Here is a 19,498-nt window from a genome sequence, read left to right as displayed (position 1 = left end):
GCCGGAGCATAGGAGCGCCGGTCACGGAAATGCAATCTAGTGAGCGCGGCTTTTCACTCAATATCGGGCAGCGGCAAGGATTGCTGCGGGGTCTGCAAGGCGTGCTTGTGCGCCGCGATCACCTCGGGCGCGATTTCGAACAGCACCGGAGCGTGGGTGTAGAGCACCCCTGCCCGCACCGTGCGGCCCGGATGGATCGCCTCCAGCGCGGCGACATAGGCGGCCATCTGCCGCAGGGTCGAAAGCGGGATTTCCTCGGCACTGCCAGGCGGGCGGCGGGTGGTCTTGAAATCGACCACGGTGATGGAGGTCTCCCCGATCAGCAGGCGATCTGCGGTGCCGGCGACCACCACTCCGTCCACCGTTGCAGCCAGCGGCACCTCGGCGAGCGCCCCGGGAGAGAACAGCACGGCAAAATCGGGATGGTCGAGCACGCCGAGGGCAGCGGCCAGCATCTCCTCGCGCGCGGATTCTTCAAGGTCGGACGCCTGCCGTGCCAGCCACGCGCGCGCCGCCTCAGCCCGCCCATGCGCAGGGACATCGGGCAGGCGTTCGAGCAGCGCGTGGATCAGGCTCCCGCGCCTTGCGGCATCGCGCGCAGCCTCGGGCGGGAGCGGCGGCGCGGCGGCCGTGTCCTCGCCCGCCGACGACGGCGCCAGCGGGCGCGGCGGGCGTGGCTCGGGGCCGATCGGGGTGGTCACCCAGCCCGGGAGCGAAATCGCCTGCGCGGGCTGCGGCGCGGCGTCGGCGTCGGGCACCAGCGGGCCGGCACGCTCACCCCATTCCTGGCGCCAGTGCCAGACCGGATCGGACAGCTCCTCGCCCACGAACAGCGGCGCGAGGCGGGCATACCAGCTGTCCTCGTGGGGGACGCCCTTCTTTGCCTCGTTCTTGTTGAGCGATCCGCCGATGAAGAGGGCCTCCTCGGCTCGGGTCAGGGCGACGTAGAGCAGCCGCCAGTGTTCCTGCAGCGCGGCGGCCTTCTTCGCCTCCTCGGCCTCGGCGATGCGGCCCTTGCGCTCCTCCTTGCCCAGCGGCGGGAGCGGCACCTCGCGCTTGCGGTCGCCCGCGAGGCCGAAGGGATCGTCCTCCAGCGAAAGATCGCCCGGATCGCCGGGGGCGCCGGTCGCATCGGCGAGGATCACGATCGGCGCCTGAAGGCCCTTGGAGCCGTGCACCGTCATCACCCGCACCTGCCCGCCCCCGCCGCCGGAATCGCGCTTGAGATCGCCCGTCCCGGCATCGAACCAGGCGATGAAGCCCGCAAGGCTCGGCCAGTGTTCGGCCTCGTAGGAGAAGGCGGCGTTGATCAGCTCGTCGAGCGGATCATTGGCCTCGGCCCCCAGCCGCTCGACCAGCCGCGCGCGGCCCTGCCACGGGCCGGTCAGCAGCCAGGCGATCAGCGCCTGCGGGGTCTGGTAATCGGCGCGGCGGAGCAGATCGCGCAGCCTCTCGGCCGTGGCGGCAACCTCCGGCGGCGCATCCTTGCGGCGCAGGTGATCCCACAGCCGCACCTTCTCCGGGCGCGGGACATGGGCGAGAATATCGTCCTGAGTCCATCCGATCAGCGGCGAGGCGAGCAGGGAGGCAAGGCTGAGGTCGTCCTGCGGCTGCGCGGCGAAGCGCAGCGCGGCGAGCACATCGCGCACCGCCAGCGGCGCGCCCAGTCGCAGCCGGTCGACCCCCGCGACCGGCACGCCCTTGGCATAGAGCTTGGCGACGATCTGGGCGGCGAGCTCCTTCCTCTGGCGGACCAGCACCATGATGTCCCCCGCCCGGGCATAGCGGTGCGTACCCTTGGCGAGGACGAAGGGATCCTCGAGGCTGACCCAGCGGCGCACCTGTTCGGCGATGCGTTCGGCAAGCAGCGTGTCGTGGCGCGGCAGCCAGTCGCGCTCGCCAGCCTCCTCGGCCTCGTCGTCTTCTGCCTCGCTTTCGGCCTTCTCGGGCACGACCGGCGGCCACAGGGTGACGAGTCCGGGCCGCTCGGCCCCGACATGGGGCGCAGGCGCGCGGTCTAGCCCGAAGGCGGGGAAACCCAGCAGGTCGATCATGCGGTTGACGAACCCGAGAACGATGTCGGCAGTGCGGAACGACTGGCCGAGATCGAGATCCTGCCAGCCCGGCGCACGGCGGTTGACCCGACCTGCGGCGATCCCCTCGCGCGCGGCGGTGATGCGGGCGTGGACGCGGCTCTTGGCGCGGGCGAAGTTCTCCGGGCTGGTGCCCTGGAAGCCGAAGATCGCCTGCTTGTAATCGCCCACGGTGAAGATCGTGCGCAGCTTGTCCCCGCGCGCGCCTTCGCCCGAGAAGAAGTCGTCGATCAGCGCCTCGACGATGTCCCACTGGCTCTGGTTGGTGTCCTGCGCCTCGTCGATGAGGATGTGGTCGAAATGGCGGTCGAGCTTGTAGCGGATCCAGTCGGCGGCCTCGGCCTCGCCGAGCAGGCTTGCGGCCTTGCGGATCAGGTCGCCGAATTCGAGCAGGCCCTCGCGGGCCTTCCTCGTCTCCCAGCGGAGCGCGAAGGCGCGGCCGATCTCGAGCGCGGATGCGACGATGTCGGCGCAGGCGACGAGCGCGCGGCGATCCTCGTATTCGCGCAAAGCCTCGGCGATGTCCTCCTGCCGGCGGGTGAAGAGCGGATCGAGCTTGGCCGCACCCTCCATCTTGCGCGGCTCGCCGTCTTTCTTGAGCAGCGTCTCGCGAAAGCGCGATGCCTCCCCCACCCGCGCCGGGAGATCGAGCGACAGCCAGTGGCGCACGAAGGCGGCCGCCTCCTGGCCGGTCTTGGCCTTCCAGCCCTCGAGCGCGGGTAGCAGCGCCAGCAGGATATCGTCAGGAAACAGATCGCGATGGAGCACCTCGCTTGCCCATTCCTCGCCCGCATCCGCCGGCATCCCGAGCGTCTGGCGCACCCGCGCAATCATCGGCGATTGCCAGCTGCCCGGGCCTTTCCACAGGTCCTGGGCGTCGGCAGCGCGCATCAGCCACCCATGCAACGCGGAGGGATCCTTGCGGGTGGTAAACAGCCGGATCCCATCCAGCACCGCCACGTCATGCGTCCGCTCGGCCTCCTCGACGAGGTCGGTCAGCACCTCGCGGGCGAGCAGTTCGCGGCTGCGATCGTCCATTACCCGCGTGCCGGGGGCAAGGCCCGCCTCCTCGGGGAAATTGCCGATCAGGAACTGCGCGAAGGCATGGATGGTGTCGATCCTGAGCCCCCCGCCGGGGCAGTCTAGCACGCTCGCGAAGAGGCTGCGGGCGCGCTCGCGGGTCGCCGGATCGTTCGGCGCGCCGAGATGGCCGAGCTCCTCGAACAGCTTTGTCTCGGGCAGCCGCACCCAGCGCGCCAGCACCGCGTTGATGCGGTTCGCCATCTCCGCCGCGCCCGCCTTGGTGAAGGTGAGGCAAAGGATCTGCGATGGCGCCACATCCTCGCGCAGCAGCAGCCTGAGCACGCGGGCGGAGAGCACCTGCGTCTTGCCCGTCCCCGCAGAGGCGGAGAGCCAGACGTTGTCTTCCGGGTCCGCCGCAAGCAGCTGGTTGCCCGCCAAAGGAAAAACGAGACCGCCCCCGCCGCTCATGCTGCGCCTCCGCCAGTGCTGCTGTCAGGTCCGCTCATGCGCACCAGCCATTCCTCGAGCCGCATCAACTGGTCGTATTCGTTGTAGCCCTTGTAATCGGGGTTTTCGCGCGCGGTGAAGGGATCGGTGCCCCTGATGAAGCGGGAGATCGCCAGCGCCAGCTTGTCGGCATGGAAGGGGAGATAGTCCCCGGGCTCTATGCCGGTCCGGGCCTTATCGATCCGCATCGGCGTCTCGCGAAAGCCGAAGCCCTCTTCCTTCCTCGCCTTGCCGAGCGACCAGTATTCGAAACGGGTCGCCTCGCCCGTCACCACCTGGCCTGTCTTTTTGTTCGAAAACCGACCCTCCTGCGCGATCAGCCCCAGCAGCCCGAGTTGCAGCGCATAGCCGGCGGTCACCTGCGTCTTGGACGGCGGGGCGCCGGTCTTGTAATCGACGATCGCGAGGCTGCCGTCGGCGAGCCGGTCGATCCGGTCGGCGCGGCCGATGATGCGCACGCCGTCGAACGTCATCTCGCCGTCGATCTCGGTGGCCAGCACCTCGCGCCCCTGTTCGGCAGCATCATCGGCGATCATCCGCTCGAAGCGTTCCATCGCGGAGATCAGTCGCGGTTGCCACAGCGCGCGGAACAGGGGGTGGACGCGCTTTTTCTCGAAATGCGCCGCGGCAAAGGGCGCGAGCGCGAGGCCGGGCTCTGTCGCCTTGGCCTTGTGCCATGTGTCGAGGATGTCGTGCACCAGCGTGCCGCGCAACGCGGGATCGCTGAAGGGATCGGCGGCGAGCGGATCGAGCTGACGCAGGCCGAGGATCGCCTGGGCGTAGAACTGGTAGGGATCGCCCAGCAGCCGGTCGAGCGCGGTCACGCGGATCGGCACGTCGCGCAGGGCCGCCGAAGGCTCCGGCGCCGGACGGGGATACTTATCGGCGGGCGGACGCTGGCGGTCGAGATGCGGGAGCAGCGCCGGCACGGTGAACTCGAGGTGCTCGCGCTCGAGGTCGTCGCCAAGCAGCGCCTCTACCCTGAGCAGGAAGCGCGAGGGCAGCGTCGGCCCCTCGGCATCGCGCAGGGAGCGCGAGAGCACCACCTGCGGCGCGCCCATCGCGCCTGCAAGGTCATGCGCGGCGAGCCCGATCCGGAACTCCGCGCCCGGCACGCCCATCGCCCGCAGGATCGCCGGTGCCAGCAGCGCGTCGGCACCCGGCGCCTGCGGCCAGGACCCCTCGTTGAGCCCGGCGCAGATCACCAGATCGGCCCGCGCCATGCGCGCCTCGAGCAGGCCGTAGATGGCGACGCGCGGGTGCCCGCCGTAGCCGGGGCGCACCGCCACGGCCTCCATCTGGTCGCGCAGCACGCCGGCGAGGTCGGCGGTCTCGATCATGGTTCCGAGGCTGGCCGCCATCCCGCGCAGTTCCTCGACCATCTGGCCGAGCGCGCGCCCGTCCTCGCGCTCCCAGATCGCGGTCCGGGCGAAGGCCTCGGCGGCAGCCGAGAGCCGCGCCAGCGCCTCGGCAAGGGGGATGTCCTGCGGCCAGTCGGCAAGTGGAGCGATCAGCGCCTCGGCCTCGTCCCACCACGCGCCGATCTTTGCCTTGCCCGCGATCTCGCGCAGCGGCTCCAGCCCCGGGGCAGGCGACGGCCCGCGCAAGGCGCGGTCGAAGACGCGCAGGCCGGTGAGCCATTCACGCCGCGCGCCGTCGTCCCATGCGCGCACCAGCGGATGGCCGAAAGCGGCGACAAGGCTGGCGGGATCGGGCCCCTTGGCGGCGATCTCGGCGAGCAGGCCGAACAGCCGCCCGGCCGGGGTCAGCGCCAGCGGACGACCTGCGGAATCGTCCGCGGCGATGTTCCAGCGTTCGAGATGCTGCACCACCCGTCGCGCAAGGCCGCGGTCGGCCGCGACCACGGCGATGCGCTTCGCCGGCTGTTCGAGCGCCTGCCGCACGAGCAGGGCAATCGCCTGAGCCTCCTCCTCGATCGCGGCGCAAGTCATCAGCCGCACCCCGTCTAGCCGGCGCCTGTCGGCATCGAGCCCGACCCAGGCGCGGCTCGCCTGCGGGGGGAGGAATAGCGACGAGATGGCGCGGCTGCGCGCGGGCTCGGCGGCGGTCATCCCCCGGCGGTGCCAAGGCTGTACCTCGGCGCGGTTCACGCCCATGCGGTTGAGCAACAGCTTGAGGTGATACTGGGGATGGGTCACCGCGTCCGCGGCGCCGAACACCGGACCGCCCGGCTCGGCAGCGGCTCCCGCGAGGCCCAGTTCGTCCCACGCGGCGTCATCCATCGCAAGATCGCAGTCGGGCAGCACCACCGCGCCCTCGGGCAGCTCGGCCACGACCCGCAGCAGCCGCGCGAGCGCGGGGGCGGCGCTGGTCACCCCGGCAGCGATCACCGGATGGGGCGGCGGCACCTCCTTCCAGCGGCGCGCGGCGTGGTCGAACAGCAGATTGCGGCGTGTGGCGGCATCGACCTCGCCGCGCTGCGCCAGTTCCGCCTGCCAGCGGGCGGCGACCCGCGCGAACAGGCGGATCGCGCGTTTCCAGTGTTCGGCCAGTTCGGCCACGCTGTCGAGCACCGCATCGCCCAGCAGGTCGGCAACGGTCTTCTCCTCGACCAGCAGGCGGTCGATGGTGCGCGCCATCTCGCGCGCGAGATTGAGCCGCGCGCGTCCGGGGAGCGCATCGAGACCCTCGGCCGCGCGCTCCTCGGCAATCAGGCGGTCGAGCGTCAGCCAGCGGCGCACCGGATCGCAGGCCGGGGGGATGTCGGTCGCCCCCAGCGGATCGAGGGCAGGCCCCAGCTTCTCGTCGAGATCGAGATCGCCCACCGCGATCATGCGCGGCATGAGCAGCCCGCCCATGCCGTTCTCGCCCGCATGGCGGATGAAGGCCTCGGACAGGGTCCGCGCGGCACGGCTCGAAGGGACCAGCAGGGTCAGGCGGGCAAGGCCGAAGCCGTCCTCGCGGTAGCGGGGCACCAGTCCGGCAACCAGCGCATCGGCAAAGCCGCGATGCGCGGCGATCGAGCGGACACGCGGACCGGTGCGGCGCGGCTCAGCCACCCGTCAGCGCCTCCTCGGTCGGGCGGATCGCCTGCGGCGTGCCGACCTCGAACCACAGGCCGGTGAAGCTGATGCCGTAGAGCCGTCCCTCGGCCATCGCGCGGTTCCAGAGGATGTTGGTCGAGAAAGGTCCCTCCGGCGCATCGCGCAGCAGGCGGTGGCTGACGAGCTGGATGCCGGTGTAGATGAAGGGCGCGATACGCCCGTCGCGGCGGCGCGAAAGGCGGCCCATGGGATCCATGTGGAAATCCCCGGGCCCCTGGAAGTTCAGCGCCCGGGCGTGCGGAACGACGAGCAGCAGCGCGTCCATCGCCTCGGGATCCCAGCGGCGCGAGAGATCGTGGAAGGCGCTCTTGGGCCCGTCGAGCCAGATGTTGTCGGCATTGAGCGCGAAGAAGGGATCGGGCAGCTGCCCCAGCGCCTTCACCATCCCGCCGCCCGTCTCGAGCAGCAGCGCACGCTCGTCCGAGACGCTGACCTGCGGGACCTTGCGCGCAAGCACGTGGGCCTCGAGCGCGTCGGCGAGATAGTGGACATTGACCACGGCCCGAGCGATTCCCGCCTCGGCGAGGCGATCGAGCGCATGGTCGATCAGCGCCTTGCCCGCCACCCGCACAAGCGGCTTGGGCTGGCTGGCGGTGAGCGGCCGCATCCGCTTGCCGAGCCCGGCAGCGAGAATCATCGCGGTATCGGAGGCGAGCGCGGTCACGCCGCGAAGGCCCCGTTCGCCGCGCGCAGATCGGCGGGGATGTTCGCATCGAACCATTCCGCGACCGACGCGAGCGCGGGGTGCGCCAGATCGCGTTCAAGCGCCGCCCAGACGCGCGGGATCATGGCGAGATAGCGCGGCTTGCCGTCCCTCCGGTCGAGGCGGGTGAAAATTCCCACGATCTTGGCGTTCCGCTGCGCGCCGAGCGTGGCGTAGTCGGCCAGGAAATCCTCGCCAGCCCCGCCCGCATGGTGCGCGTAGTGGACCAGCATCGCTGTCTCGAGAGCGACATCGACATCGCGCCGCGCGTCCTGGAGGAGCGAGACGAGATCATAGGCCGGATGGCCCACCAGCGCGTCCTGGAAGTCTATCAGCCCCTGCGGCGCCCCGGCCTTGCCGCCGAGCAGCATGATGTTCTCGGCATGGTAGTCGCGCAGCACGGTGACACCGGGATTCTGTCGCGCGAGAACGGGGGCAAGCACCTCGGCCCATGCGGCTGTGTAGCCTTCGGCGTCGACGGTAAGCCCCTGTGCCGGGCACCACCATTCGGTGAGCAAGGCCGCCTCGCGCTGGTACACCGCGAGGTCGTATGGCGCGAAGGGCCCGGGCGGCAGGCGGTGCAACGCCGCCAGCGCCTCGACTGCGGCCTCGTAGGCCGTGCGCTCCTCGCCCGGATGGGCATCGAGCCAGTCGCGCATCCGATCATTGCCGAAATCCTCGGTCAGCACCCAGCCCGCCTCCGGCTCGGCGGCGAGGATCGCGGGGGCGCGCATCCCGCCGGCGTTCAGCCAGTGAGCGACATGGAGGAAAGGTGCCGGATCCTCGTGCGGCGGCGGCGCGTGCATCAGCATGGCGCTGTCGCCACCGCGCAGCAGCCGGAAATAGCGTCGGAACGAGGCATCGCCCGGCAGCGGCTCTATCGTGGCGTCGCCCCACCCGGCACGGGCGACGAATTCGGCAAGTCCTTCGGGAAGCGAGATCATGGCAAGCGCCCTACCCAATCCGCCCCGCCCCGGGCAATCGCAATCCGCCCGCCTTCCCCGTTTTGTCCGGCAGGCTCCAGCGTGACCGAAAGGCAGCCCGGCTCATGGGCGAAATCGCCTGCGTTTCCGGGCCATTCGGCGATCAGCACCGCGCCCTCGCGATAGTCGTCGAGACCGATCTCGGCGAGTTCGCACGGGTCTTCGAGGCGGTAGAAATCGGCGTGCACCACGGGCAGGCGCAGCGGCGGGGCGGCGTATGTCTCGATGATGGTGAAGGTCGGCGAAGGCACCTCGCCTTGATGCCCCAGCGCGGCGAGGATTGCGCGGGCGAGCGTTGTCTTGCCGGCGCCGAGACCGCCCTCGAGGGCGATCACGTCGCCCGCCCGCAGGGCTGCGGCGATGCGCGCGCCATAGGCCGCCATCGCCGCCAGATCGGGAAGCGTCTCGCGCGTGGCCGTCACGGCAACCTGATGGTGGCGGTCGTGCCCGCGCCCTTGCGGCTCGCGATGTCGAGCGTCCCGTCATGGGCCGCGATCAGCTGCCGCGCGAGCGGGATGCCAAGCCCGGTGCGCCGCTCCGGTGCTCCCTCGCCGCGCGGGACAGTGCCGCCGGCGGCTCGGGCGAGTTCCTGCGAGGTCATGCCGCGGCCATTGTCGGCTATGCCGATCTCGACGGCATAATCCGCCCCTTCGGGCGCCTTCCTGATCTCGATCACGATCCGCCCTCCCTCGGGCGTGTGAGCGATGGCATTGTCGATCAGATTACCCACCGCACGGCCCAGCTGGCGCGGATCGGCCGAGATGATCCGCCCGCGCCGCCCCTTGAGATCGAGGCTCAGTCCGGCCGCGATAATCGCTGCCTCGCGCTCGCGCACCAGCGTGGTGAGGAAGTCGAGCACGTCGAGCCGCTCCTTGCGGATCGGCAGCAGGCCGGCCTCGCTCTGCGAAAGGTCGAGCACGTTCTCGACCTGCTCTGTCAGACGCTCGACGGCGGCGAGGATCGCATCGACATACTCCCCTGCCTGTGCCGGGTCGCTCGCCACGCCGCTCTTGAGCAGCTCGGCATAGCCGCCGATGGTCGTCAGCGGCGTCCGGAATTCGTAGCTCATGTTGGCGAGGAAGCGCGCCTTCACCGCGTCGGCCTCCTCAAGCGCCTCGGCGCGTTCGCGCAGGGCCTGCTCGGCCTTCTGCGAGGCGGTGATGTCGAGCACGGTGAGGAGTCCGTTTCCGTCCGGCAGCGGGATGCCGGCAAAGCGCAGGGTGCGCCCGTCGGCCAGTTCCACCCGGCCCTCCTTCTCGCGCCGGTCGAGCGTCGCTGCCCGCACCGCCGCCCCGATCAGGCTCGCCTCCTCGGGGCGCACGAGGTTGCGGCCGATCGCGCTCAGCAGTTCATCGGCGCTGGGGTGCTGGTCGAGAAGCTCGCCCGACAGGCCCCAGGTGCCCGCGAAGCTGCGGTTCCAGAGCTGGACCGATCCGTCGGGCGCAAAGATCGCGAGCGCCTCGAACAGGCTGTCGAGCGTCGCCGTGCGGGTCCGCAGCAGCGTGTCGCGCACGGCGGAGAGCGCGAGGCTTTCGGTGCGGTCCTCGGTGATAAGCACCAGCCCACCATCAGGCAACGGCTGCGCAACGACCCGCAGATGAGTGCCACCAGGGAGGGGCCAGGCCTCCTCGATGCTCGCCTGCATCCCGAACCATCCGCCACGCTCGCGCCGCCATTCGGGGAAATCGCGCACTTCCGGCGTACGCCCGCGCTCGCGCGCTTCGGCGAGGAAGCGGTCGAAGGGCGTGAGCGCCTCGATCGCCTCGTCGGTGAGGCTGAACAACCGGCGGAACGGGCGGTTGGCGAAGGTCAGGCGTTCGTCGGCATCGAACAGCGCGACGCCCACCGACAGCTGGTCGAGCAGCGCGCGCTGGGCATCGCGGAAAGCGCGGAACTCGCGCGCGACCTGCTGCTGCTCCTCGATGTCGATCGCATAGCCCGCCACGCCCTCTTGGCCGAGTGGAAGGTCGGAGACGCGCAAGGTGCGCCGCGCGCCGTGGATCGTGGCCGCGACGATGCGTTCGGACTTGTCCTGGCTCTGGAGCGTCGAGCGCGCGATGTCGGCGGGCGAGCGGCCGTCCTCTGGCTCGAGCAGCTCGATCTGGCCCTGGACCACCTCGGCCGCGCCCATCGCGCCCACAGCGTCGACATAGGCCTGGTTGACGAGCTGGAGCTTCAGATCGGCATCGCGGAACCACATCGGCATCGGCGCAGCCTCGATCAGACCGACGAGCGCGGCGAAGTCTCCCGTCGCGCGCGCGGCAGCGGCACGCAGGCGCGCCATCTCGCCGTGGCTCTCGGTGAAATCGAACACCCACACCAGCGCCGCCCCGCCCGGCGAGACCTGCGGATCGGCGAGCGTGCCGTAGAGCGCGAGGCTGCGCTGCGAATTCGGCAGATTGAGCGCCATGCGGAAGGGCGCGGCGCTTTTCTGGGTTGTCTGGATCTTCGCCCACAGCTGGTCGAGCTGCGCCTGAGCGAGCCCCCCGCCCTTGGGGCTGCCGGGCGTGGCGGCGAGTTCCGAGAGGTATTTGGGCATCGCCGCCAGCCCGAGCATTCGCGCGAGCCGGTCGGGCGCCTCGATCCGCCCGTCGACCCGCACCAGCAGCGGCAGCGCAGGCGCGACATCGAGCAGCGTCTGCATCCGCTTGAGGCTGGTGCGCATCGCCTTGGCGCGCCCGACGCTGCGGTTCGCGCGCAGCACGACCAGCGCCGCGCCCGCCGCCCATGCGGCGAGCACCAGCGCGATCAGCACCAGCGAAAGTGGCGAGATGTCCATCGCTCAACCGCTATGCGCGCGCGCGCGCCAGCGCAACGGTGATGAACCCGCCCGCCCCCAGCCCCGTAACAAAACGGGGCGGAGCGGGCGGTTCGCAGCATCAGTAGCGGTAGTGGTCGGGCTTGAACGGCCCCTGTGCCGGCACGCCGATGTAATCGGCCTGCTTCTGGCTGAGCTGGGTGAGCTTCACGCCCAGCTTCTCGAGGTGGAGCGCCGCCACCTTCTCGTCGAGATGCTTGGGCAGGACGTAGACGTCGTTGTCGTATTCGTCCGACTTTGTGAACAGCTCGATCTGGGCAAGCGTCTGGTTGGTGAAGCTCGCGCTCATCACGAAGCTCGGGTGACCGGTGGCGCAGCCGAGGTTCACGAGGCGGCCCTTGGCGAGGACGATGATCGACTTGCCGTCCGGGAAGGTCACGAGGTCGGTACCTTCCTTGATCTCCTTCCACTCGTAGTTGGAAAGCGCGGCGATCTGGATCTCGCTGTCGAAGTGGCCGATGTTGCAGACGATCGCCATCGGCTTCATCGCCATCATGTGATCGGCGGTGATAACGTCCTCGTTGCCGGTGGCGGTGACGAAGATGTCGGCGCGCTTGACGGCGTCTTCCATCGTGACGACCTCGAAGCCGTCCATCGCGGCCTGGAGCGCGCAGATCGGGTCGATCTCGGTGACCATCACGCGGGCGCCGCCGTCACGCAGCGAAGCGGCCGAGCCCTTGCCGACATCGCCGTAGCCCGCGACGCAGGCGACCTTGCCGGCGAGCATCACGTCGGTCGCGCGGCGGATCGCGTCAACCAGCGATTCCTTGCAGCCGTAGAGGTTGTCGAACTTCGACTTGGTGACCGAGTCGTTCACGTTGATCGCCGGGAAGGGAAGCTTGCCCTGCTTGGCGATCTGGTAGAGGCGCATCACGCCCGTGGTGGTTTCTTCCGAGACGCCCTTGATCGCCTTGACGGTCTTGGTGAGGTAGCCGGGCTTGGCGGCGATGAAGGCCTTGAGCGCGCGCTGGAACTCGATTTCCTCGGCGTTGGTCGGCTCGCCCATTTCCTCGCCCGCTTCGAGGCGCGCGCCCCACAGCGCGAACATGGTGGCATCGCCGCCATCGTCGAGGATCATGTTGGCGGTGAGGTCCGGATCGGCTTCCGACGACCAGTCGAAGATGCGGCCGACATAGTCCCAGTAATCGGCCAGCGTCTCGCCCTTGATCGCGAACACCGGAATGCCGCGTTCGGCGATCGCTGCGGCGGCGTGGTCCTGGGTCGAGAAGATGTTGCAGGTCGCCCAGCGCACTTCCGCGCCGAGCGCCACGAGGGTCTCGATCAGCACGGCGGTCTGGATCGTCATGTGGAGCGAGCCGGTGATGCGCGCGCCCTTGAGCGGCTGCGAGGCGCCGTATTCCTCGCGCAGGGCCATGAGGCCCGGCATCTCGGTTTCGGCGATCATGATCTCGTCGCGGCCGAAGCGGGCGAGGGCGATGTCCTTGATGACATATTCGTGGGTCGGGGCGGCAGCGAGGGTGGCCATCTTCTATGTCTCCTATGCACAGATACGCACCCGCGACGGCGGGGGTTCTGCTTTTGCGCCTTGCCCCCTAGCGGTCCGCAGCCCCGGAGGCAAATATAAACTTATCTTTATATGTCTATTTGTTGCCCCCCGGCCAAGTGCGGGCTAGAGAGCCCGGACAATTCCCGCACAGGCAAGGATGCACCCCAAATGACGATTTCCGTTGGCGACAAGATCCCCGAAGTCACGCTGGTCAAGGCCACCCCGGAAGGCCCGCAGGCCGTGAAGTCCTCCGAATATTTCGCCGGCAAGAAGATCGCGCTGTTCTCGGTCCCCGGGGCCTTCACCCCGACCTGCTCGGCCAAGCACCTGCCCGGCTTCGTCGAGAAAGCGGGCGACCTCAAGGCCAAGGGCGTCGACGAGATCGTCGGCACCGCGGTCAACGATGCCTTCGTGATGGGCGCGTGGAACAAGGCGCAGGGCTCCGACGACATCACCATGCTGGCCGACGGCAATGCCGAATTCGTCAAGGCGATCGGCCTCACCATGGACGGCTCGGGCTTCGGCATGGGCACGCGCGGCCAGCGCTTCTCGATGGTGATCAACGACGGCGTCGTCGAACAGCTCAACGTCGAGGAACCGGGCGACTTCAAGGTTTCGAGCGCCGACCACCTGCTCGGCCAGCTCTGAACCGGCAGAGCCTCCCCGTTGCCCGGCAGCGGGGAGGCATCCCGGAGGGCGCTTCAGACAAAGCGCAGGCGGATCGCCTCCGGCCGGGCCGCGCGGTCGGCCAGAATGACCGCAATGAACAGGATCACGGCGCCCCCTTCGAGCGCCTCCTCGAGGTTGGCGAGCAGGCGATAGGCGCCGCTGCGCAGGACCTCCTCCGAACCCGCACCGATCGCGCCCGCCGCCATCTCCATTCCGATCGCACCCGTCAGGAAGGCGGCTGCGGAAACCAGCAGCCATGTCCGCAGCCGGGGCGGGAATGACTGGATGAAGGGGATGAACAACAACAGCCCCGCCGCACAGGCGAACATTGCGGGGATCACCCAGGCGAAGTGCAGCAACCCGCTGGTGCCGAGCCCGGCTGTCAGGCGCCCCGAAAGCGCCTCGTGGACCGAACAGGCCTCATCCGCCGACAGGGCGAGAAAGATCGCGGCGAGCAGAGCCCAGTGAAACCGCAGCCGGTCGCCCGCGGCCTGCTTTTCCAGCGCAACCACGCCGCAGACAAGTGCCGCGCCCGCCAGCAGCAGGGTGGAGAACCAGGTATAGATGCCCGTCTCCACCTCGACGTCGAGCATCCAGACGCGGTCGCCAAGCAGCCCCAGGGCCGCCATCGCATCCTGAACCACGCTCGCCCCGATCAGCACCGCCCAGAACGCCAGCAGGGTGCTCATGATACCGGTACGCGACAAGCGGGGCACACCCGCAGCGGAATGCGCGGCATCGCGCGGGGGGAATATGGTTGCCATGCCGCAATGTTACGATTGCGTGAACGTTCTACTACAAACTGCTTTAATCTGTCACATTCGCTAAGGTCACGCAGGCGCGCCCGGCGGACTTTCGTCGGTGATGCGCAACGAAAGGCTCACGTCAGCGGCGGCACCCCGAACGCGACCCACAGCGCCAGCGCCGCCGCCAGCCCCACCGCCAGCAAGCCCCTGCCCCAGGACGTCGGCCCGATACCCTCGACCCCGCCCATCGGCGGACGGCTGCCGCCCACCATCGGGCTCAGCAGATCATCGCCGCGCACCGCATAGAAGCTGATCGCCGCCAGATGGAGGCCGATCAGCCCGGCCACGACCCAGAAGAAGGTCTCGTGGATCTCGGTGATCGTGTCGGCGAGCGCCACGCCGATCAGCGGATTCAAGGGCCCGGTCATCCCGTCATAGGGATCGCCCGCGAACAGGCCGAGGCTCACCTGGAACAGCATCGCGCCCAGCAGCGCGAGGGTGCTCCACCCGCCGAGCGGCGAATGGCCGATGGCCGGCCCTTGCGCCCGGTCGCCCCGCAGATAGGCGAGCACCGCTCGCGGGCCCTTCACAAATTGCCCGAAGCGCGCCGTCTCGGGCCCGACAAAGCCCCACAGCACCCGGAACACGAGCAGCCCGAGCAGCACCAGCCCGAGCCGCTTGTGCAACGCCCAACGCGAGTTTTCCGCCGTCCACCACAAGGCCGGGACCAGCAGCGGAAAGCTCCAGTGGGTGAGGCGCAGGAACGGGTCCCACACCGTCACGTCACGCACCCGCAGGGGCGATTCGCCCGCCGGATCGCTCATGCCGGCCTACTTCTTGTCGTCGTACCGGAACTGGTCGTGGCAGCCCTTGCAGGCCCCGCCCATCGCCATCGCCTGCGCGCCGACCGCCGCCTTGTCGCCGCCCCCGGCCAGGCTGGCGAGCTTGGCGCTCTCGTCGACGAGCTTTTGTTGGGCGGCCTTGAACTCCTCGGGCTTCTGCCAGATCGTCGCAAGCGCCTCGGTGTCGTAACCGTCCTCGCGGGCGGTGCCGGCGGGGAAGTGGCTCTCGATCTTCTGCGCGCGGGTGTTGATGTCGGTGGCCTTGGCCGCGATCAGCGCGAAATCGGGCGTGTCCTTGTCGAGCTCGCCGCGCACCGCCTTGAAGGCATCGCCGATCGCCTCGAAATTGTCGTGCCGCTCCTTGAGCACCGGCGGCGCATCCTTGGCGGCGGTCGCGGCGTCTCCGGTGGCACCCTCTCCCGAACAGGCGGCGAGGCTGGCGGCGAGCGCGGCGGCGAACAGCAGGCGGGAAGCAGACAGGGACGACATAGGCAATCTCCTTTGGCAGACCGCTAGGGATACAGCGTCCGCAGGCTATGCCGCTTCTGCGCTGATCGCAAACACGAAAAAGGGGCGCCTCCGACCGGAAGCGCCCCCAATCCTGCGACCCTGAGGTGGCGATCAGCCGCCGCGGCTGCCGTCGGCGTTGCTCTCGGCCTCGGCGAGGATCGCCGCGCGATCCTGTTCGACCAGCGCGAGCATCGCGCCGCGGAAGGTTTCGCGGCGGGCGTCGACGAGACGGTCGATGGCCTTGGCATTGGTTTCGCACCAGCCGGGCTTGCGGCCGCTGGCGACGTCTTCCTGGGTCATGGCGCGGCGCGAGCGCAGCCCCTCTCCGACCTTGGCGACGCGCTCGACATTGAGCGTGGCGGACCACTGGCAGGCGAGCGTGCTCGGACGGCCCGCCACGCCGGCAGTGCCGACCTGGGTGGTCTCGACGGTCACCGAACCCTTGTAATCGGCCGCGATCGGGCCGGCGACGTGGTCTATCACGACTTCATGCTCCAGCGCCGCAGCGGGCGACACGAGAGCGGCGCACAGCGCAAGGCCTGCAACAACGCGATAATTCATGGATGTTCTCCTGCATCATCCCATCCCGGTCTATGGATGCCGGGTCGGGAGACAGAATAACAACACTCGTCCACGAATCCAAGTGCGGGATGATGCAAAACCGACACAGGCAAGTGAAAAATCTGATTCCCGAATATCTGCAGATATCGGCGTCAGTAGCCCATAAGGCTCATCACTTCCTTGCGGCTGCGATCATCCTCGAGGAAGCAGCCGAGAATCCGGCTGGTGATCATGCCCACGCCCGGGGTCTTCACCCCGCGCCCGGTCATGCAGCCGTGCTGGGCCTCGATCACCACCGCCACGCCGTGCGGTTCGAGATGATCCCAGATGCACTGCGCGACCTCGGCGGTCAGCCGCTCCTGGATCTGCAACCGGCGGGCATAGCCGTGCAAAACGCGCGCGAGCTTGGAGATGCCCACGACCTTGTTGCGCGGCAGATAGGCGATCGCCGCCTTGCCGATGATCGGCGCCATGTGGTGCTCGCAATGCGACTGGAAGGGGATGTCCTTCAGCAGCACGATCTCGTCATAGCCGCCCACTTCGGAAAACTGGCGGGTCAGGTGGACCGCAGGATCCTCCTTGTAGCCTTCGCAGTACTCCAGCCACGCGCGCCCCACACGCTTGGGGGTGTCGAGCAGGCCCTCGCGCGAGGGATCATCGCCCGCCCATGCGATCAGCGTGCGGATCGCCTCCTGCACGTTCTCCGGCACCTCGGGCTTGCCCAGCGGGTTCTCGGGATCGAATTCGTCGTCGTGATCGTGGGCGGAAATGTAGTTCATGTGTCTGTCGTCTTTCTCACTCATCGGCTCTGCCGGAGCCCCCTCGCCTGTCGATCCCGAGTGACGTCAACCATCGACCGCGCGAGGCGTTCCTTCGAAGATACGCCGATTGCACCGGACGGATGCGTCCCCACATGGGGTGATGTAATAGATAATTCGCGCAAATCATCCCCCGGACCGCAGAAAGGCGAGCACCTTGCGATATCCCTCCGCCGCCGATTTCGAAGCCGCAGCGCGCGCCGTGCTGGCGCGGTTGCCCGAGGTTTTCCGCCGCGAGCTGGAGGGCGTGGTGCTGCGGGTGGAGCAGTTCGCGAGCGACGAACAGCTCGATTCGCTCGGGATCGAGGATCCCTACGAGCTCACCGGCCTTTATGAAGGCGTCGCCCTGACCGAAAGATCGCAATGGGACAGCGAGGGCCTCCCGCCCGTCATCACCCTGTTCCGCGAGCCGCTGCTGGCCGAGATGGAGGAAACCGGCGTCGGCTTTGCCGAACTGGTGCGCCATGTCGTGATCCACGAGGCGGGCCACCATTTCGGCCTCTCGGATGATGACATGCACGCGCTCGAGGACAGCGTCGGCGACTGAGAGCGGCGCGAATCACTTGCCGGAACCGACAACGCCCGCCCCTCGACCGAGGAGCGGGCGTTGTTGGCGCCCCGCGCAGGATAAGCATAACGAATACATCTCGCCGTTCCTACTACCCTAGCGCCGCCAAACGCCGAAGCGAGCGCGCAATCACCGCCGTCGCGCGTCGCTTGCGCTTCGCCGGCAGCCTGGCACGTTCTCGGGATGCTCGGAGCAGACTGGCGCTTGCCAATCCTATAGGCTAGGGGGTTATGCTATGGCCCATACACAAGAAAATTGCTCTGAGCTGATCGCGCGTGTGCGTCGCATCGCTGGGCAAGTTAGCGCAGTCGAGCGAGGGTTGGCGCGTGGCGCTTCATGTGGCGAGGTTCTTCACCTCGTCGCAGCCGTTCGCGGCGCGGTGAATGGCCTCCTGGATGAGATCATTGCGGAGCACCTCGACCAGCATGTTGCGAAGCCAGGGCTGAATGATGCCGACCGCCTTCACGCGGCGGAGGAATTGAAAACCGTCGTTCGCCGTTACTCGAAATAGGCTCGCCAATGACCGTCGCCTCTCAAGCAGACCGCTTCACCCACGATCACGTCTTTCTCGGGGCGTCACACGACGCCAATGCGCGTCGGACGCTTTGGGTGGTGGCGCTCACGGCGACAATGATGGTCGGGGAAATCATCGCCGGCTATCTGACAGGCTCGATGGCGCTCCTCGCGGACGGCTTTCACATGGCAACACACGCCGGAGCATTGAGCGTTGCGGCTATCGCCTACTCCTATGCGAAGCGACATGCCTCGGATCGCCGGTTCAGCTTCGGAACGGGCAAGGTCGGAGACTTGGCGGGGTTCGCCTCGGCATTGGTCCTCGCCGTCATTGCGATCGGCATCGGCGTCGAATCAGTAGTCCGGCTGTTCCAGCCAACGACGGTGGCGTTCACCGAGGCGACGATCGTGGCTGCTATCGGGCTCGCCGTGAATGTGGCCAGCGCCTTCCTACTGGCGGGATCACATTCTCACGATCATGGGCACGGCCATTCTCACGGTCATCACGCTCACGACCACGGGCGCCACGACCATGCGCATAACAATCACCATGACCATCCGGTGGCGGGGATGCGCAGCCAGGACAACAATCTTCGCGCCGCCTATGTCCATGTCCTCGCCGACGCACTAACGTCGGTGCTGGCGATCATCGCACTCCTTTCGGGCCGCTTTTTGGGTTGGGTGTGGCTCGATCCGGTAATGGGGATCGTCGGCGCCCTCGTGATTGCTCGCTGGTCATGGTCGCTGATGCGCGAGACCGCGTGGGTGCTGCTTGATCGCACTGACGAGCATGTCGCCGAGGAAATCCGCGAGCTGGTTGAAGCTCCAGGCGATGCACAAATTGCTGACCTGCATGTCTGGCGCGTCAGCCCCGACGCCCATGCTGGAATTGTGAGCGTAGTAGCACTAGGCGCGGTGGATCGCGCCGCTGTTCAAGAACGGCTCAAGCCGGTCCATGAACTGCGCCATCTCACCATAGAGATGCAGTCGATATGAACTCGTCCTGCAACACGCGGAAATTGGGCGGATGAGCGCGCGGTCGGCGAGCGCCCGGCGCAGCGGCGGTCGCGCAGCCTTGCCTTATCCTACCGGCCGCCTATGCTCGTTGATCGTGACAAGATTGACTGGACATCTGGCCTTTAGACTTTGCGCAACGCTGTGCGTCGCGCTGATGCTGGTCTTTTCCAGCGCCAGCATGGCAAATGTGGTCGATCAGATTCAGCATCAATCAAGTGCTTCCGGCAACCATGAGCATCTCGCGTTCAGCAAGATCGTGTTTGAGGCGGACGACCATCAGCACGACACCCACGACTCACACCCTGACGATGGCGACGACGCTCCTGACCATCAGCCAGGGACCGGAAATCACCACCATGTCGATAGCGGCTCGGGACTGTTCACGCCGGTATCGCACGAGGCATCTTGGATGTTCTCGGGGGATTCCCCTTGGCGGCCGGCAGTCGATGGCCGAATGCCCGGCTTCCTAACTCACGGTCCCGAACGACCTCCCAAGAGCAGCGCGATCCGCACCTAAGCCGCCGCGTCACTTGAGGCGCGGCATTCGCCACGCCT

At 68.2% G+C, this 19,498-nt stretch carries 17 protein-coding genes; 5 read left to right on the top strand and 12 right to left on the bottom strand.

From position 1 onward, the window contains the following. Positions 1-53: 53 nt before the first annotated feature. From addA to ahcY, 7 genes are all read right to left on the bottom strand, one after another. The gene (gene addA / locus CBR61_RS09505) at positions 54-3,584 is read right to left on the bottom strand and encodes a double-strand break repair helicase AddA (protein WP_088914140.1); all 3,531 of its coding nucleotides are present in this window, start codon (positions 3,582-3,584) and stop codon (positions 54-56) included. Next, positions 3,581-6,643 carry a double-strand break repair protein AddB gene (gene addB / locus CBR61_RS09500; RefSeq protein WP_088914139.1) on the bottom strand — a complete coding sequence of 1,021 codons (3,063 nt, stop codon included), beginning with the start codon at positions 6,641-6,643 and terminating at the stop codon, positions 3,581-3,583. The genes addA and addB overlap by 4 nt, the downstream gene beginning before the upstream one ends. Beyond that, a complete protein-coding gene (locus tag CBR61_RS09495) occupies positions 6,636-7,352 on the bottom strand; it encodes a nucleotidyltransferase family protein (protein ID WP_172835943.1) in 717 nt (238 codons plus the stop codon). Before CBR61_RS09495 ends, addB begins: the two co-directional genes overlap by 8 nt. Beyond that, positions 7,349-8,335 (bottom strand): aminoglycoside phosphotransferase family protein, encoded by a 987-nt coding sequence (locus CBR61_RS09490; RefSeq protein ID WP_088914138.1) that lies wholly within the window; start codon positions 8,333-8,335, stop codon positions 7,349-7,351. The genes CBR61_RS09495 and CBR61_RS09490 overlap by 4 nt, the downstream gene beginning before the upstream one ends. Beyond that, positions 8,332-8,796, bottom strand: a complete 465-nt coding sequence (gene tsaE, locus CBR61_RS09485; RefSeq protein ID WP_088914137.1) for a tRNA (adenosine(37)-N6)-threonylcarbamoyltransferase complex ATPase subunit type 1 TsaE — start codon at positions 8,794-8,796, stop codon at positions 8,332-8,334. Before tsaE ends, CBR61_RS09490 begins: the two co-directional genes overlap by 4 nt. Continuing rightward, a complete protein-coding gene (locus CBR61_RS09480) occupies positions 8,793-11,153 on the bottom strand; it encodes a PAS domain-containing sensor histidine kinase (protein ID WP_088914136.1) in 2,361 nt (786 codons plus the stop codon). The genes tsaE and CBR61_RS09480 overlap by 4 nt, the downstream gene beginning before the upstream one ends. Positions 11,154-11,253: 100 nt before the next feature. Further along, positions 11,254-12,678, bottom strand: a complete 1,425-nt coding sequence (gene ahcY, locus CBR61_RS09475) for an adenosylhomocysteinase (protein WP_088914135.1) — start codon at positions 12,676-12,678, stop codon at positions 11,254-11,256. 189 nt (positions 12,679-12,867) lie between these two features. On the opposite strand from ahcY, the gene CBR61_RS09470 reads away from it, so the two are divergent. Then, positions 12,868-13,347, top strand: a complete 480-nt coding sequence (locus CBR61_RS09470; protein WP_088914134.1) for a peroxiredoxin — start codon at positions 12,868-12,870, stop codon at positions 13,345-13,347. A 53-nt stretch (positions 13,348-13,400) separates the two neighbouring features. Here the strand turns inward: CBR61_RS09470 and CBR61_RS09465 are convergent, their stop codons facing one another. The 5 genes from CBR61_RS09465 to folE all read right to left on the bottom strand — a co-directional run bounded on the left by CBR61_RS09465 (position 13,401) and on the right by folE (position 16,806). Continuing rightward, positions 13,401-14,057 carry a hypothetical protein gene (locus CBR61_RS09465; RefSeq protein WP_088914133.1) on the bottom strand — a complete coding sequence of 219 codons (657 nt, stop codon included), beginning with the start codon at positions 14,055-14,057 and terminating at the stop codon, positions 13,401-13,403. 191 nt (positions 14,058-14,248) lie between these two features. Next, positions 14,249-14,938 carry a cytochrome b/b6 domain-containing protein gene (locus CBR61_RS09460; protein ID WP_088914132.1) on the bottom strand — a complete coding sequence of 230 codons (690 nt, stop codon included), beginning with the start codon at positions 14,936-14,938 and terminating at the stop codon, positions 14,249-14,251. Positions 14,939-14,944: 6 nt separating this feature from the next. After that, positions 14,945-15,445 carry a c-type cytochrome gene (locus tag CBR61_RS09455; RefSeq protein WP_088914131.1) on the bottom strand — a complete coding sequence of 167 codons (501 nt, stop codon included), beginning with the start codon at positions 15,443-15,445 and terminating at the stop codon, positions 14,945-14,947. A 132-nt stretch (positions 15,446-15,577) separates the two neighbouring features. Continuing rightward, positions 15,578-16,027, bottom strand: a complete 450-nt coding sequence (locus CBR61_RS09450) for a hypothetical protein (RefSeq protein ID WP_088914130.1) — start codon at positions 16,025-16,027, stop codon at positions 15,578-15,580. A gap of 152 nt (positions 16,028-16,179) precedes the next feature. Continuing rightward, positions 16,180-16,806 (bottom strand): GTP cyclohydrolase I FolE, encoded by a 627-nt coding sequence (gene folE, locus CBR61_RS09445; RefSeq protein ID WP_088914129.1) that lies wholly within the window; start codon positions 16,804-16,806, stop codon positions 16,180-16,182. Positions 16,807-17,002: 196 nt separating this feature from the next. On the opposite strand from folE, the gene CBR61_RS09440 reads away from it, so the two are divergent. From CBR61_RS09440 to CBR61_RS16810, 4 genes are all read left to right on the top strand, one after another. Further along, entirely contained in the window at positions 17,003-17,392 is a 390-nt protein-coding gene (locus CBR61_RS09440) for a metallopeptidase family protein (RefSeq protein WP_088914128.1), read from the top strand. A 256-nt stretch (positions 17,393-17,648) separates the two neighbouring features. Beyond that, positions 17,649-17,924 carry a metal/formaldehyde-sensitive transcriptional repressor gene (locus tag CBR61_RS09435; RefSeq protein WP_088914127.1) on the top strand — a complete coding sequence of 92 codons (276 nt, stop codon included), beginning with the start codon at positions 17,649-17,651 and terminating at the stop codon, positions 17,922-17,924. An 8-nt stretch (positions 17,925-17,932) separates the two neighbouring features. Continuing rightward, on the top strand, positions 17,933-18,922 hold the full coding sequence (dmeF, locus tag CBR61_RS09430; RefSeq protein ID WP_088914126.1) for a CDF family Co(II)/Ni(II) efflux transporter DmeF: 990 nt from the start codon (positions 17,933-17,935) through the stop codon (positions 18,920-18,922). A gap of 175 nt (positions 18,923-19,097) precedes the next feature. Continuing rightward, positions 19,098-19,460: a hypothetical protein gene (locus CBR61_RS16810; RefSeq protein WP_157696549.1), complete on the top strand. Its 363-nt coding sequence runs from the start codon at positions 19,098-19,100 to the stop codon at positions 19,458-19,460. Positions 19,461-19,498 lie beyond the last annotated feature (38 nt).

The sequence above is a fragment of the Porphyrobacter sp. CACIAM 03H1 genome (assembly GCF_002215495.1).
GTDB lineage: Bacteria > Pseudomonadota > Alphaproteobacteria > Sphingomonadales > Sphingomonadaceae > Erythrobacter.
The sequence above is the reverse complement of the archived record's forward strand: the minus strand, read 5'-3'. Positions and strand labels throughout refer to the sequence as shown.

Bases quoted from the DNA above. Each gene is read 5' to 3' on its own strand.
- CBR61_RS09460 (WP_088914132.1), bottom strand. From the start codon at position 14,938: ATGAGCGATCCGGCGGGCGAATCGCCCCTGCGGGTGCGTGACGTGACG.
- ahcY (WP_088914135.1), bottom strand. From the start codon at position 12,678: ATGGCCACCCTCGCTGCCGCCCCGACCCACGAATATGTCATCAAGGAC.
- CBR61_RS09465 (WP_088914133.1), bottom strand. From the start codon at position 14,057: ATGAGCACCCTGCTGGCGTTCTGGGCGGTGCTGATCGGGGCGAGCGTG.
- CBR61_RS16810 (WP_157696549.1), top strand. From the start codon at position 19,098: ATGCTGGTCTTTTCCAGCGCCAGCATGGCAAATGTGGTCGATCAGATT.
- CBR61_RS09480 (WP_088914136.1), bottom strand. From the start codon at position 11,153: ATGGACATCTCGCCACTTTCGCTGGTGCTGATCGCGCTGGTGCTCGCC.
- CBR61_RS09450 (WP_088914130.1), bottom strand. From the start codon at position 16,027: ATGAATTATCGCGTTGTTGCAGGCCTTGCGCTGTGCGCCGCTCTCGTG.
- CBR61_RS09470 (WP_088914134.1), top strand. From the start codon at position 12,868: ATGACGATTTCCGTTGGCGACAAGATCCCCGAAGTCACGCTGGTCAAG.
- CBR61_RS09435 (WP_088914127.1), top strand. From the start codon at position 17,649: ATGGCCCATACACAAGAAAATTGCTCTGAGCTGATCGCGCGTGTGCGT.
- folE (WP_088914129.1), bottom strand. From the start codon at position 16,806: ATGAACTACATTTCCGCCCACGATCACGACGACGAATTCGATCCCGAG.
- addA (WP_088914140.1), bottom strand. From the start codon at position 3,584: ATGAGCGGCGGGGGCGGTCTCGTTTTTCCTTTGGCGGGCAACCAGCTG.
- CBR61_RS09490 (WP_088914138.1), bottom strand. From the start codon at position 8,335: ATGATCTCGCTTCCCGAAGGACTTGCCGAATTCGTCGCCCGTGCCGGG.
- CBR61_RS09455 (WP_088914131.1), bottom strand. From the start codon at position 15,445: ATGTCGTCCCTGTCTGCTTCCCGCCTGCTGTTCGCCGCCGCGCTCGCC.
- dmeF (WP_088914126.1), top strand. From the start codon at position 17,933: ATGACCGTCGCCTCTCAAGCAGACCGCTTCACCCACGATCACGTCTTT.